The sequence below is a fragment of the Amycolatopsis sp. NBC_01488 genome, from assembly GCF_036227105.1.
In the GTDB taxonomy this organism is placed as follows: domain Bacteria; phylum Actinomycetota; class Actinomycetes; order Mycobacteriales; family Pseudonocardiaceae; genus Amycolatopsis.
Map to the genome: position 1 here is coordinate 6,957,010 of NZ_CP109434.1, position 13,842 is coordinate 6,970,851.

The window sequence follows — 13,842 nt, forward strand, 5'->3', positions numbered from 1 at the left end:
GGCCGCCCGCCTCAGATCGCCCGTTCCCCCTTGCCGAGCACGACGATCCCGCCCTCGCTGACGTGGTAGTGCCCGCGGTCGCGGGCCAGGTCGACGCCGATGTGGGCCCCCGGCGGCACGACGACGTTCTTGTCGAGGATCGCCTTCCGCACCACCGCGCCGCGGCCCACGCGCGCCCCGTCCAGCAGCACCGAGCCCTGCACCACCGCGCCCTGCTCCACGATCACGTCCGGCGAGAGCACCGAGTCCACGACCTGCGCGCCCGAGATGATGCAGCCGTTGCTGACGATCGACTGGTTCGCCGAGCCGCCCTCGACGAACTTCGCCGCCGCGCGCTGGCCCGGGTGGGCCAGGATCGGCCACTTCCGGTTGTAGAGGTTGAAGATCGGGTGCGTCGAGATCAGATCCGTGTGCGCGTCGTAGTAGCTGTCGATGGTCCCGACGTCGCGCCAGTAGCCGTGGTCGCGCTCGGTTTCGCCGGGCACCACGTTGCCGTTGAAGTCGTACACCGCCGCTTCCCCCGACTTCACCAGCGCCGGGATGATGTCGCGGCCCATGTCGTGGTGCGACGCCGCGTTCTCGGCGTCCGCGTGCAGCGCTTCCAGCATCACCTTCGTCGTGAAGAGGTAGTTGCCCATCGACACGTACGACTCCTCGGGGGAGTCCGGCAGGCCCGGCGGGTCGTCGGGTTTCTCCATGAACGCGTCGATCATCAGCCCGTCGGTGGTCCGGATGACGCCGAACGAGCTCGCCTCCGCCCGCGGGACGCGGATCCCGGCGACGGTGACCCCGGCGCCCGAGGAGATGTGGGACTCCAGCATCTGCCGGGGGTCCATCCGGTAGATGTTGTCCGCGCCGAACACCGCGATGTACTCGGGATCCTCGTCGTAGACCAGGTTGAGGCTCTGGTGGATGGCGTCGGCGCTGCCCTGGTACCAGCGCGGGCCCAGCCGCTGCTGCGCCGGCACCGGCGTGACGTACTCGCCGGTCAGCGACGAGAGGCGCCACGTCGTCGAGATGTGCCGGTCGAGCGAGTGCGACTTGTACTGCGTCAGCACGCACAGCCGCCGGAACCCGCCGTGCACCAGGTTCGACAGCACGAAGTCGACCAGCCGGTGCACGCCCCCGAAGGGCACGGCCGGTTTCGCGCGGTCGGCGGTCAGCGGCATCAGCCGCTTGCCCTCGCCGCCCGCGAGCACGATGCCCAGCACGTCGGCTCCAGTGTTCACGACGACCTCCCGCACGCTTCGTAGAGGGCGACCGTCCGCTCGGCGATCGCCTTCCAGCCGAACTCGCCGACCGCGCGCTCGCGGCCGGCGGTACCCATCGCGGCCGCCCGGTCCGGGGCGCCCACCACCTCGTTCAGCGCGGCGGCCAAGCCCGCCTCGAACCCTTGCGCGTCCTGGTCGTCGTAGTGCACCAGCAGCCCGGTCCGGCCGTCGTCGACGACCTCGGGGATGCCGCCGACGTCGCTGGCCACCACGGGGGTGCCGCAGGCCATCGCCTCCAGGTTGACGATGCCGAGCGGCTCGTAGACCGACGGGCACGCGAACACCGCGGCGTGGGTCAGCAGCTGCACGACCTCGTTCCGGGGCAGCATCTCCGGGATCCACCGGACGCCGGTGCGCGTCTTCTCGAGGTCGGCGACCAGCCCGCGGAACTCGGCGTCGAGCTCGGGGGTGTCCGCGCCGCCCGCGCACAGCACCAGCTGGACGCCGGGGTCGAGCGACGCGCCCGCGCGCACCAGGTGCGGGACGCCCTTCTGGCGGGTGATCCGGCCGACGAACAGCACGTACGGCCGGTCGGGGTCGATGCCGTGCTTCGCCAGCGCTTCGGTGCCGGGGTCGGGGCGGTACAGCGCGGTGTCGATGCCGTTGTGGATCACGTGCACGCGCTCGGGCGGCACCGCCGGGTACGCGGCCAGGACGTCGCGGCGCATGCCACCGCTGACCGCGACGATCGCGTCCGCGGCCTCGTAGGCCTCGCGCTCGATCCACGACGAAACGCGGTAGCCGCCGCCGAGCTGTTCGGCCTTCCACGGCCGCAGCGGCTCCAGCGAGTGCGCGGTGACGACGTGCGGGATGCCGTGCGTCAGCTTCGCCAGGTGCCCGGCGAGGTTCGCGTACCAGGTGTGGCTGTGCGCGAGGTCGTGGCCTTCGAGGGCGTTCGCCATCGACACCGCGATGTCCATGGTCGTGAACGCGGGCTGGCGGTAGCCGTGGGGATCGGTGTGCCCGGTGGCGTCGGGGCGATCCGCGCCCCAGCAGTGCACGTCGAGGTCGACCAGCGGTCGCAACTCCCGGGCGAGGAACTCCACGTGCACTCCGGCGCCGCCGTAGACCTCCGGCGGGTATTCCCGGGTGAGCAGGCCGACCTTCATGCCGAAACCCTATGGCCTCCGCGGCCGGTGGCGCAGTCTGGCGTCCAGGGGAATCTTCGGAGTTTTGGGTCACCGCTCAGATGAGCGGCAAGATCAGAGCCCGTAGAGCCGGGTCCAGTTCTCGCGCGAGGTCAGCTCCGGCACGGCGCGCTGGTATCGCTCCTGCACCGCGGCGCCCTCCTTGCGCAGCCGCTGGATCACCCGGACGCCGCGTTTGGCCAGGTCCACGACCTTCGCGCGGTCGTAGGACCGGACGCGGACGCCTTCCTGGTTCGCGTCTGTCACGAGCACCGTCGAGAACAGCGACGTGTGCCACCAGTGGGCCTCGTCGGCCGGCACCGCGCCCAGGCCGAACCGGTGGCGCCCGGTGGTCTGGTCGAGCAGCCGCTTGAGGAGGACGACGAGGGTCCGGCTCGGCGGCGGCGCGCTGTTGATGATGCCGATGTCGTTGGACGCGATGCCGGGGACGTCGGTGGCCTTGTGGCGCTTGGTCTCGGGGTACTGGTCGCGGATGCGGCGGATCTCCTGCATCGCCTCGACACCGCCGTCACGCAGGATCTGCGGGCCTTCGAGGAAGTCCTCGACGGCTTTGATCAGCGTCGCCGACAGCCCGTACTGCATACCGAGCAGGTAGCGCACGAGCTGGGCGAGCAGGACCCGGGAGAGCAGGTTGAGGTTGAACGGCGAGTGCAGCGCGGCGGTGATGATCGAGTTGCGCAGGTTGAAGTAGCGGTGCCACTCGTCCCAGTCCTTCATGTGGAAGTCCGCGTGCCACACCCCCGCCCCCGGCAGCGTCACGGTCGGGAAGCCGTGCGCGCGGGCCCGGTAGGAGTACTCCGCGTCGTCCCACTGGAAGAAGAACGGCATCGGGTAGCCGGTGGCCTGCACGACCTCATAGGGGATCAGGCAGGACCACCAGCCGTTGTACCCGGCGTCCAGCCGCCGCTCCTGACGGTTCGGCTTCAGGGTCTCCTCGTCCACGCCGAGCAGGTCCGCGGTGGACAGCGAATGCTCGACCGGCTGGCCGGGCTCGAGGGTGTTGAGCCGGGCGTACTCGGCGCCGACGTGCAGCTGGTTGGGGTGGAACAGGTTCAGCATCTGCCCGCCGACGATGATCGGGTTGGCGGCGCGGTTGGAGAACGCCGTCATCCGGATCACCAGGTCCGGCTCGAGCAGCACGTCGTCGTCCATGAACAGCACGTTCGCGTGCTCGGTCGCGGTGTGCCCGGCCACCTCGAACAGGCCCCGGGTGAACCCGCCGGCGCCGCCGAGGTTGGGCTGCTTGATGTAGTGCAGCTTGTCCGCGAGGTCCTTGGCGACCTGCTCGAACCCGTCACGGGACTCGACCAGGTCGGTGCCCTGGTCGGCGACGTAGATCGCGTCCAGGGTCTCCAGCGACGAGACGTCCGCGGCGAGGGCTTGCAGGTTCTTCAGGCAGTCGTCGGCGCGGTTCATCGTGCAGATCGTCACCGCGGTCGGGCGGATCTTCTCCGGTGCTTCGACGGTCCAGCGGACCTGCTCCACCCGCAGCGTCTGGCCGCCCTCGGTCTCCAGGTCCAGCCAGAGCGCGCCGCCGTCGTAGAACTTGTCCAGCTTCGCCGTCAGCGTCACCTTGAGCTGTTTGGCGTCGGCGACCTGCTCGGCGGCCACCACCCGCGGCTCACCCTCGACGTCGGAGGCGCCCATCGACAGCAGACCGGTGCCGGTGACCACGGCCTCGACCGACACCTCGGTCACCGTCGTCCAGCGCTGCCAGTAGCTGGCCGGGAACCGGCCGAAGTACGTGTTGCCCGACACCTTCGTGCCGGGGTCCAGCCGGAGCGAGCCCCGGTCCCGGATCGCCGAACCGCGGTGGATTTCGGCGTAGAGGTCCTTGCTGACGATCGGCGCCGGACCCGCGTACAGGCCGCGCTGAGCGATGAGGTCGGTCATGCTTCAAGCTCCGCTTCCGTTGCCCCGGACGAGATACAGCTGCTGGGTGCCGGCCCACGGCGACGTCAGCGTCCACCTGCGCAGCGCGCCGGGTGGCGGGTCGCCGCGCACCAGCGCGAAGTCGGTGACGATCGGCCGGACGCCGAAGTCGAAGAACCGGAAGTTCAGGTCGACCGCGGCCCGGCCGAGCGCACCCAGCCGGGCCTTCCGCTCGGCGATGGCCGGCCCGACGGCGCCGCGGTCGTCGAAGAGGTCGACGATCGCGCAGCCGCAGCTGTAGGCCAGCACGCCGATCTCGCCGCCGCTGCGCACGGTGCCGCCGCCGACCAGCCGGCCCAGCTCCGGGCCGATCCGCTCGTAGTCCGCGGTCGCGTCGTGGTTGGACATCAGCGGCGCGAACCGCCGCGGCAGGCCGCCGGACGCGTAGCCGCCGACGCTGATCACCAGGACGCCCGCGACCGCGGCGGCGGCCGCCACCCGGCTCGGCACGCGTACCGCGGCGGCCGCGGCGGCCGCGAGGAAGAGCGTCGCGGCGACGAGGCTCGGCCCGTAGTACCAGTGGTACGGCGGCACATGCAGCCGCGTGTAGGCCAGGTAGTGCGCGATCCCCGCGGGGACCAGCGGGGCGAACGGCCGCACCCGGGCCCACACCGGACCTCCCCGGGCCGCGTCCACCAGACAGAGCGCGAAGGCGGCCAGGGCGAGCGCGACCGGGAGGAAGGACGCGACCGTCGCCCACGGGAAGACCTCCGCGTAGAGCCCGGGACCGTTGCCGAAGTCCCACTGTCCCCAGGACTTCTGCAGGGTCTTGATGATCACCGTGTCCGGCACCGCCGACCCGAGCACCACCCAGCTGAAGGCGAACCAGGGGAGCGCGACCGCCACCGCGGCGAGCACCGACTGCCACGCCTTCTCCCAGAACCGGCGCCGCAACACGAAGACCACCAGCGCGACCACGACCAGGTCCGGGCGGACGAGCGCGAGCAACCCGGTCAGGACACCGGCGGCGACCGGCCGCCGCTCGGCTGCGCACACCAAGAGCCAGGCGACGCCGGCCGCGCCGAGCTCGACCTCGAGCCCGATCGACGACAGCAGCAGGGGGTTCACCGTGAGCAGGGCGATGGCCGCCGGCGCGAACCACGCCGGCAGCCCGGCCCGGTCGCCGGCCCGGCGCAGCGCGAGGACCAGCGCGACCTGGCAGAGGACGAACAGCGCGCCGGCGGCCAGGACCGCGTCACGCAGGACCAGGGTCAGGGCAGCGAGGAGCAGGACGTTCAGCGGCGACGTCGCGGTGTTCGACGTCTCCGCCGCGATCAGCCCCCAGTGCCCGTGGAAGGCGAGGTTGCGCGCGTAGGCCAGCGTGATGAACGTGTCGTCGACGAGGTGCGGGCGCACCACCGCGAAGACCAGCGCGGACGCCGCGGCCACGACGCCGGGCAGCACCCAGCGCCGCGGCCGGGACTCCGGGGCCACGATCCCGGCGGCGGGCTCCCGCCGCTGCGCCACGGTCACGGTTCGCGCGTGAGGCTGAAGTGGCCGACGCCCTTGGCCGCGGAGTACACCTGCCAGCTGTCCGGCCCGGTCGCCGGGCCCGAGGCGTACAGCAGCCGGTAGTCCGGTTTGCGCGGGGTGATCGAGCGGTCCAGCCAGTGGTAGTTCACCCGCAGCGCGAGGCTCATCACCGGGTTGGCCGTCGCGATCCGCTGCTCGACCAGTTCCTTCGCGTGGCCGCGATCGGAGAACTCGTCGATGATGGCGCACTCGCAGTAGTAGGCGAGGGTGCCGATCTCGCCGGGACTGGCCACGCTGGCGCCGTCGAGCCGCGCGCCCAGCGCCGCGCCGACCCGCGCGTAATCCTGTGCGCTGGCCCAGTTCCCGAAGATGACCGGCGACTTCCACGGCAGGCCTTGCGCGGCGTCGACGGCCCCGGCGCTCAGCACCAGCACCCCGGTGAGCCCGAGTGCCAGCAGCGGGGGACCGGTGCGCAGTGCCGGCCGTTCCCGCGCCTGGCCGAACCAGGTGCCGAAGGCGGCGACGGCGAAGGTGCCCACCGTGGTCGTCGGAGCCACGTAGTACCAATGGAACGGGCCGACGCCGAGGAACGAGTACGCGACGAAGTAGAGGACCCCGCCGGCGCCCAGCGCCGCCACCGGGCCGAGCGCGGGGAAGTCCGGCCAGCGCACGGCGAACCGCGCCGCGGCCCACGCGGTGAGCGCGACCACGCCGAGCAGCGCCGGCACGAACGCCACCAGCACGGTGACCGGGTAGCCGAGGTAGTACATCACCGGCCCCGTGGTGTAGGTCCACGGCGCGAACAGCCCCACCTGCGTCTGCTTGATCGCCAGCGTGTCGGGCACGAACGAGCCGAACGCGACCCAGCTCACGACGAACCACGGCGCGGCCGTCAGCACCGCGCACCCCACGGCGGGCAGCAGCCGGTGGCGGATCGCGGGCGCGCTCACCGCGATCACCACCACGAAGACCACGAGGTCGAGCCGGGTGAGGACGGCGAGCCCGGCGGTCACGCCGAACCGGATCGGCCGGCCTTCGAGCGCGAAGACCGTGAGCACCAGCAAGACAGCGGGGATCAACAGGACTTCGAGACCGATGGCCGACAGCACGAACGGATTGAGCAGCACCAGCGCGACGCCGAGCACCCCGGCCGCGGGCGGCAGCGCCAGCTTCCGCCCGATGCGCTGCCAGGCCCAGCCGAGCGCGCCGCCGCACAGGACCGTCAGGATCCCGAGCGCCACGACCGGGTGCGGATCGCCCGCCACCCGCGTCACGAGGGTCAGCGCGGCGAGGAGCAGGACGTTCAGCGGCGACGTCGCGGAGTTCGCGGGCGACCCGGGGATGATGCCCCATTCGCCGTGCACGGCGAGGTTCTTCGCGTAGGCGAGGGTGATGTAGCCGTCGTCGGTGAGGCTGCCGCGCACCACCAGGAAGACCGCGGCGCCCAGCACCGCCCCGAAGACGGGCAGCCACCGGTCCCGCGCGTTCGCCCGCTCGGCGTTCGTTTCCGGAAGCACTCGCCCACCCCGCGGAGGCGCCATCGGCGCCGATTCCGCCATCTGTCCGACCGACATAGCCCGGGGACCGTAGTGACGGTTCATTACCGCCGTGCTACGGCACGGTTAGGTCCGTCGGCCCCTTGTGACATCACCCGATGGTGGCATGACCGGTGTGGGCCCGCAGTGTGCGCGGACCGCTCTCACCGTGCTGCGGTGGGACTTCGCGCCCGGTGCCGGCGTTCGGTGGTGAGCCCCCACAATGGACGGACCCTGCGCCGATGAAATCCGCGTGAACCGCAAACTCCTCCCGGTGCGGGATGCGCCCACCCCGCGCACTTCCCACGCTGTCGATCGTGAGCCCGATCCGGGCCTGCCTGGAGACGAGCCTTGGCCACGCCGGGGTCGCGTTGCCGTGGTGGGTTCCGGGCGGGGTGACCGCCTTCGGGGTGGTGCCGGCGGTGGCGGCGGTGGCGCAGCGAGGGGCGCTGGTGCCGCCGGAACCGATCGCCCTCGCCGGGCTGCTCGCCGTCGTGACGGCGCTCGGCTGGGCCGTCACCGGGGCGGAGCTGCGGCGCACCCACCGCGCCGTGCTGGAAGACGTACTCCACCCGGACTTTCCGGGCTAACCGTCCGGCTGCGGCGATCGCGGCCGTCAGGACACGCGGCCGGCGGGCTCCCCGGTGACAGCCGCGCGTGCTTCGGCGATCTCGAGGTGCACCGGCAGCACCCGGTCCAGGCCGAGGATCGCGAGCGGCCGCGCGACCGCGACCCTGGCCGCTGCGATGGCGTACGGGATGTCGTGCGCGAGGGCTTCGCGGTAGGACTCGACCAGGACGCTGAAGACGGTCGAGTCGCAGAAGGTCGTCGCGGTGAGGTCGGCGACGACGGCGGTCGCACCGCCGCGGAACGGGCTCAGCAGGGTGTCCCGGAGCCGGGCCGTGGTGGCCAGGTCGAGGTCGCCCGCGCAGTGGACGGTCACCACCCCGGCGTCGGTCGTCGTCGCGAAGCGCGGCTGGGTGCGGAATTCGGTCATCGGAGTCCCTTCTGCCCGCCCGAAGTACCCGGCGCGGCGCGAGATTACTCGCCCCGGTTGGGTGGATCGCTGCGGCATCCGAGGGGTAGCGATGCGCAAGCGTTGCGCGCGGGGATAGCTTGAATTCCTTCCCCGGCGTGGCCGGCCGTGCCGGGTTGCCACCCCCGACGGCCGTCCCGATCGGGCTGACGCGGCAGGCCGACGCCCCGCCGCCGCGTTCCCGGTGGCGCCCTTCGCTCGCATGGTCCGGCCGTCGGCTCGTCGTGGGGCGATGGCCGCGACCGGCCCGCCGATCTTCGCCCCGGGCCTGGTCACCGTGTCCCCGCCGGTCAGGTGGGCCGTCCGTCGCTAAGCTGCGGCCAGCGACGCGAAGGGGAACGGTGGAACCGACGAACGCCGAGACGGGTGCGTGGGCGCCGGGCAAGGTGGCCGGGCTGCTCGGCGTCTCGCCGGTGACCCTGCGCAGCTGGAGCGCGCGGTACGGGATCGGCCCGTCCGCGGCCGGCGCCGGGCGGCACCGCCGCTACTCCGACGCCGACGTCCGGCGGCTGCAGCACATGCAGCGGCTCGTCGGGCGGGGGATGCCGGTGCGGGAGGCCGCCGCCGCGGCCTTCGGGAGCTCGCGGGCCGGCCCGCCCGAAGTGTCCGCCTCTCGCCGGGTCCGCGAGCTCGAGGACGCCGCCGAGGAGCTGCGGTCGGCGTCGGTCGCCGGGCTGCTCGACGAGACCCTCGAAACCCTCGGCCCGGCCGCCGCGTGGACCGACGTGCTGGCCCCGGTCCTGCGCGGCCTGGGCGACCGCTGGCAACGCGGCGACGTCTGCTTCGCCTCGGAATGGGCGCTGACGACGGAGATCTCGCTGGCGTTCGAGCGGTTCAGCCGCCGCTTCCCGGCGGCCGTCCCCGGCCGGCCGGTGCTGCTGGCCTGCTGCCCGGCCGAGCGCCACTCCCTGCCGATGGAGGCCCTGCGCGCGACGCTGGCCGAGGCGGGGGTCCCGGTCGCGTACGCCGGCCAGCTGGTCCCGGCCGAGACGGTCGCCGACCTCGCGGCCCGCCTGGACCCGGTGCTGGTGCTGCTGTGGTCCCTGGCACCCCCGACGGCGGACGACCTCCTCGCCGCCCGCGTCCGCGACCTCGGCCGCCCGGTGGGCACGGCCGGCCCGGGCTGGCACCACCTCGGCGACCGCGGCTTCGCCCGGGTGAACGACCTGGCCTCGGCGGTCGAGCTGGCCGTGGAGCACGCCGGAGCTTAGGGAAGCGCGGCGCGCGATTTGGGCGGCGAGCGCACGGAGTTGTCGCCGATGGTGGAGGGCGCGCGTGTGCTGTGGGCCCGCGCACGGACAGTTTCGGGTCCGCCGTTCAGCGCGGCGGGCCGGGCCTGCGTTCGTCGGTGGTGGCGGACGCGCTGCGCGGTGGACCCGAGGCCTGGGGCCGGGCCGCACGCGGAGTTGTCACCCGTCGGGAATCGCGGGCCTGCGCGCGGAGGGTTTCGCGTCCGCCGAGAACCCGAAACCGGTCCTTCGTGTGCGCGAAGTCCGCGAGGTACTCCGCGACGCGCTCGACCGGCGTGCGCACCGTGAGGGTGCGTTCGACCTGGACCATGCGGACCTCCCCACTTGTTTCGTTGCGCAGTCGTTGCAACCGTAACCGGCACCGCTGAGCGGGGCACGGTGAGCCAGCCGCCGACATCGATGTCATTATTCCTAATTCTTGTCCTCCTTGTCTTCTTGACGCTTCCGGCGCGCGCGGCGGAAGCTTCCTGGCAACGTTGTCACCCGCTCCCGATCGGAGTTCGCATGGCGGACGAGTACGCCATCACCCCGGATGCCGAGCCCGCGGAGGCCGCCGTCTCGCGGCGGCACGTCCTGGCCGCCGGGACCGGGCTGCTGGCCGGTTTCGGCTTCGCGGCCATCCTGCCCGGCGTCGCGTCCGCGGCGCCCGCCGTCGCCGACTCCCCGGCGCCGAAGACCGACCTGGCCCTGTTCCGGCCGGTCCAGGTGTCCTCGACCGACTACGCCGCCACCCCGGCCGAGTTCGCCGTCGACGGCCTCGCGCAGGTCGGCGTCAAGGGCTCCGGCTGGCGTGCCACGCCCGGCGACGGCCAGTGGATCGTCGTCGACCTGCAGGGGACGTGCCGGATCGACTCGGTCGTGCTGACCTTCGAGGCGCAGCCTGGTGACCCGGCCTTCGACGCCGCCGCGTCCCGCAGCCACACCAGCGGCTTCGAGATCCAGTCCAGCTACGCGACGGCGTTCGACCTCGACGTCTCGGGCGACGGCAAGGCCTGGCGCACCGTCCACCACACCGACACCGGCACCGGCGGCGTCGTGACGATCCCGCTCACGGCCGTCACCGCGCGCTGGGTCCGGTTCACCGCGTCGAGCCGTTCGACGACGAACCCCTTGGGCCTCAACGGCTTCCAGGTGTTCGGCACCGGCCCGCGCGACCGCCCGGCGGTGCACGGCTGGACGAGCTTCCCGGTCCGCCCGCACGACGACCCGCCCGCGCTCGCCGTCGCGGCCGACGGGACCGTGCCGCTCGAATCCGGCTGGGTCCTCACGATGGACGACTGGGCGCCGACCGGCGACGGCGCCGCGCTCTCCGGATCGGCCGTGGACACCCGCGGCTGGCTCCCGGCGACCGTCCCGGGCACGGTGCTCGCGTCGCTGGTCGAGCAGGGCCGGCTGCCGGACCCGGTCTCCGGCCTGAACACCCTGCACGTCCCGGAAGCGCTTTCCCGGCACGCCTGGTGGTACCGCCGCCGCTTCGCGCTCCCGCGCGGGCTCGACACCTCGGCGGGCCGGCACGTCTGGCTCGAGTTCGACGGCGTCAACCACGAAGCGCGGATCTGGCTCAACGGAGCCGAAATCGGCACCCAGAGCCACCCGTTCGGTCGCGGCGCCTACGACGTCACCGCCGCCCTCCACCGGTCCGGCGACCAGGCCCTCGCCGTGCGGATCTCGCCGATGCCCAAGCCCGGCAGCCCGGGCGACAAGGGCGCCAACGGCAGCTCCTGGGTCGACGCGGGTGGCACGATGTTCGACAACTCGCCGACCTACCTCGCGGTGTCCGGCTGGGACTGGATGCCCGCGGTCCGCGACCGCGCGTCCGGCATCTGGGACCACGTCCGCCTCCGCTCGACCGGCGCCGCTGTGCTCGGCGACGTCCGCGTCGACACGAAGGTGCCGGACGCGGGCACCGCCGTCGTGACGTTCACCGTGCCGGTGCGCAACGCCGCCGCGACGGCCCAGCGCGTCAAGGTCACCGCCGCCTTCGGGCCGGTGAACATCTCCAGCACGGTCACCGTCCCGGCCGGGCAGACCGCCGACGTCGCGTTCCCGGCGCAGCAGGTGAAGAGCCCGAAGCTGTGGTGGCCCAACGGCTACGGCGACCCGAACCTCTACGACCTGACGCTCACCGCCGCGATCGGCGCCTCGATCAGCGACCGGAGGACGACGAAGATCGGCTTGCGCCAGATCGGCTACCAGTACGACCAGCCGATCGTGATCTCCGACGGCCGCGCCACCCAGACCGTCGATCTCGCCCCGCAGAACGCCCGGTACGTCCGGATGCAAGGGCTCAAGCGCGCGACCGGCTGGGGCTTTTCGCTCTGGACGATGTCCATCGTCGACAGCAAGGCGCCGGGGACGGACCTCGCGCAGGGCAAGCCGTCCAGTTCGCTTTCGGTCGCCGACGGCAACCCGCCCGAACGCGCCTTCGACGGCGACCCGAACACCCGCTGGACGTCGGCCTACGACGACAACCAGTGGCTGCAGGTCGACCTCGGCGCCGCGACGGCGTTCGACCGCGTCGTCCTGACCTGGGAGACCGCCTACGCGGCGACGTTCGAAATCCAGGTGTCGCAGGACGGTGACACCTGGACCGCCGCCGCGTCGGTGGACAACAGCCCGAAGCCGCTGACCTTCCTCGTCAACGGCGTCAAGGTGTTCGCCCGCGGTGGCAGCTGGGGCTGGGACGAGCTGCTGCGCCGGATGCCCGCCGAGCGGGCGGACGCCGTCGTCGCGATGCACCGCGACATGAACTTCACGCTGATCCGCAACTGGGTCGGCTCGTCCTACCGGCAGGAGCTGTTCGACGCCTGCGACAAGTACGGCATCCTGCTGTGGAACGAGTTCTGGGACGGCTGGTCGACCGACCCGGCCAACCACGACATCTTCCTCGCGCAGGCGAAGGACACCGTGCTGCGCTACCGCCACCACGCGTGCGCGACGGTCTGGTTCGGCTGCAACGAAGGCACGCCCCCGGCGGTCATCGACAACGCGCTGCGCGAGATCGTCCACGACCACACCGACCTGCTCTACCAGGGCAACTCGGCGGGCGGCGTGATCACCGGCGACGGGCCCTACTACTGGCAGGACCCGAAGCGGTACTTCACGGGGGAGGCGACCGGCGGCAAGTACGGGTTCTGGAGCGAGATCGGGCTGCCGACGGTGTCGGTCGTCGAGAGCATGCGCAACCTGGTGGGCGAGGACGACCCGGGCTGGCCGATCGGCGCGCCGTGGTTCCTGCACGACTGGTCGACGGTCGGCAACCAGTCGCCGCAGAGCTACCTCGCGGCGATCGACGCGCGGCTCGCGCCGTCGACGAGCCTGGCGGAGTTCTGCCGCAAGGCGCAGTTCGTCAACTACGAGAGCATGCGCGCGATCTTCGAGGCGTGGAACACGAAGCTGTGGACCGACGCCACCGGTGTGCTGCTGTGGATGTCGCACCCGGCGTGGCACAGCACGGTCTGGCAGACCTACGACTACGACCTCGACGTCAACGGCAGCTACTACGGCGCGCGCAAGGGCTGCGAGGCCCGGCACGTGCAGGCCGACCTGACGACGTGGCAGGTCCGGGTGGTCAACCACACGCCGGCCGCGTTGAGCGGGGTGACGGTCACCGCGGGACTGTTCTCCTTGGCCGGCGCGAGCCTCGCGCCCGCACGGCAGCAGAAGCTCGACGTTGCCGCGAACTCCGGCGCGACGGCGTTCACGGTGCCGTTCGACGCTGCCCACCCGGACCTGCACCTGCTGCGGCTCACGCTGACCGACGCGCGCGGTGCGGTGCTGTCGGAGAACACGTATTGGCGCTACCGCACCGACACCGCGATGCGCGCGCTCAACCAGCTCCCGGGCGCGCGGCTCACGTCCTCGGTGAAGGCCGACGGCGACGCCTACACCGCGACGGTCCGCAACGACGGCACGACGGTCGCGGCGATGATCCGGCTGTCGCTGCGCGAGCGCAACGGCACCGACCGCGTCCTGCCGACCCGCTACGGCGACAACTACTTCTGGCTGCTGCCGGGGGAGAGCCGCACGGTCCGCGTCGAGCCGCGGCGGCGCGTGCCGGGCGCCCGGCTGCAGGTCGAGGCCTACAACGTGGCGGCGAAACTGACGTCGTAGGCGGGATTGGTGCGTGCGGACGAATCCGGGTGCTGATTTCGTGCCTTCCGACGAACTAGGCTGACGGCGTCGCGCCTAGCTTCG

Annotated in this window: 10 protein-coding genes; 3 read left to right on the top strand and 7 right to left on the bottom strand. The window is 72.3% G+C overall.

All coding sequences use genetic code 11. From position 1 onward, the window contains the following. Positions 1 to 11: 11 nt before the first annotated feature. The 5 genes from glgC to OG738_RS33110 form a co-directional block, all read right to left on the bottom strand. Entirely contained in the window at positions 12 to 1,229 is a 1,218-nt protein-coding gene (gene glgC / locus OG738_RS33090) for a glucose-1-phosphate adenylyltransferase (RefSeq protein ID WP_329046951.1), read from the bottom strand. After that, positions 1,226 to 2,380 (bottom strand): glycogen synthase, encoded by a 1,155-nt coding sequence (gene glgA / locus OG738_RS33095; RefSeq protein WP_329046952.1) that lies wholly within the window; start codon positions 2,378 to 2,380, stop codon positions 1,226 to 1,228. The genes glgC and glgA overlap by 4 nt, the downstream gene beginning before the upstream one ends. 93 nt (positions 2,381 to 2,473) lie before the next feature. Then, positions 2,474 to 4,312 (bottom strand): glycosyltransferase, encoded by a 1,839-nt coding sequence (locus tag OG738_RS33100; protein WP_329046955.1) that lies wholly within the window; start codon positions 4,310 to 4,312, stop codon positions 2,474 to 2,476. A gap of 3 nt (positions 4,313 to 4,315) precedes the next feature. Continuing rightward, a complete protein-coding gene (locus tag OG738_RS33105) occupies positions 4,316 to 5,824 on the bottom strand; it encodes a hypothetical protein (protein ID WP_329046957.1) in 1,509 nt (502 codons plus the stop codon). After that, positions 5,821 to 7,341: a hypothetical protein gene (locus OG738_RS33110; protein ID WP_329046959.1), complete on the bottom strand. Its 1,521-nt coding sequence runs from the start codon at positions 7,339 to 7,341 to the stop codon at positions 5,821 to 5,823. The genes OG738_RS33105 and OG738_RS33110 overlap by 4 nt, the downstream gene beginning before the upstream one ends. 335 nt (positions 7,342 to 7,676) lie before the next feature. On the opposite strand from OG738_RS33110, the gene OG738_RS33115 reads away from it, so the two are divergent. Next, the gene (locus OG738_RS33115; RefSeq protein WP_329046961.1) at positions 7,677 to 7,949 is read left to right on the top strand and encodes a hypothetical protein; all 273 of its coding nucleotides are present in this window, start codon (positions 7,677 to 7,679) and stop codon (positions 7,947 to 7,949) included. 26 nt (positions 7,950 to 7,975) lie between these two features. On the opposite strand, the gene OG738_RS33120 is transcribed toward OG738_RS33115, so the two are convergent. Further along, positions 7,976 to 8,356 carry an STAS domain-containing protein gene (locus OG738_RS33120; protein WP_329046964.1) on the bottom strand — a complete coding sequence of 127 codons (381 nt, stop codon included), beginning with the start codon at positions 8,354 to 8,356 and terminating at the stop codon, positions 7,976 to 7,978. A gap of 380 nt (positions 8,357 to 8,736) precedes the next feature. Here OG738_RS33120 and OG738_RS33125 point away from each other — a divergent pair, with 380 nt between their 5' ends. After that, positions 8,737 to 9,606, top strand: coding sequence for a MerR family transcriptional regulator (locus OG738_RS33125; RefSeq protein ID WP_329046966.1), 870 nt, complete (start codon positions 8,737 to 8,739; stop codon positions 9,604 to 9,606). A gap of 106 nt (positions 9,607 to 9,712) precedes the next feature. Here OG738_RS33125 and OG738_RS33130 read toward each other — a convergent pair whose 3' ends face one another. Further along, on the bottom strand, positions 9,713 to 9,955 hold the full coding sequence (locus tag OG738_RS33130) for a hypothetical protein (protein WP_329046968.1): 243 nt from the start codon (positions 9,953 to 9,955) through the stop codon (positions 9,713 to 9,715). A 194-nt stretch (positions 9,956 to 10,149) separates the two neighbouring features. On the opposite strand from OG738_RS33130, the gene OG738_RS33135 reads away from it, so the two are divergent. After that, on the top strand, positions 10,150 to 13,758 hold the full coding sequence (locus OG738_RS33135; RefSeq protein WP_329046970.1) for a discoidin domain-containing protein: 3,609 nt from the start codon (positions 10,150 to 10,152) through the stop codon (positions 13,756 to 13,758). Positions 13,759 to 13,842 lie beyond the last annotated feature (84 nt).

Coding starts and splice junctions, on each gene's coding strand:
- OG738_RS33120 (WP_329046964.1), bottom strand. CDS start 8,356: ATGACCGAATTCCGCACCCAGCCGCGCTTCGCGACGACGACCGACGCC.
- glgA (WP_329046952.1), bottom strand. CDS start 2,380: ATGAAGGTCGGCCTGCTCACCCGGGAATACCCGCCGGAGGTCTACGGC.
- OG738_RS33130 (WP_329046968.1), bottom strand. CDS start 9,955: ATGGTCCAGGTCGAACGCACCCTCACGGTGCGCACGCCGGTCGAGCGC.
- OG738_RS33135 (WP_329046970.1), top strand. CDS start 10,150: ATGGCGGACGAGTACGCCATCACCCCGGATGCCGAGCCCGCGGAGGCC.
- OG738_RS33100 (WP_329046955.1), bottom strand. CDS start 4,312: ATGACCGACCTCATCGCTCAGCGCGGCCTGTACGCGGGTCCGGCGCCG.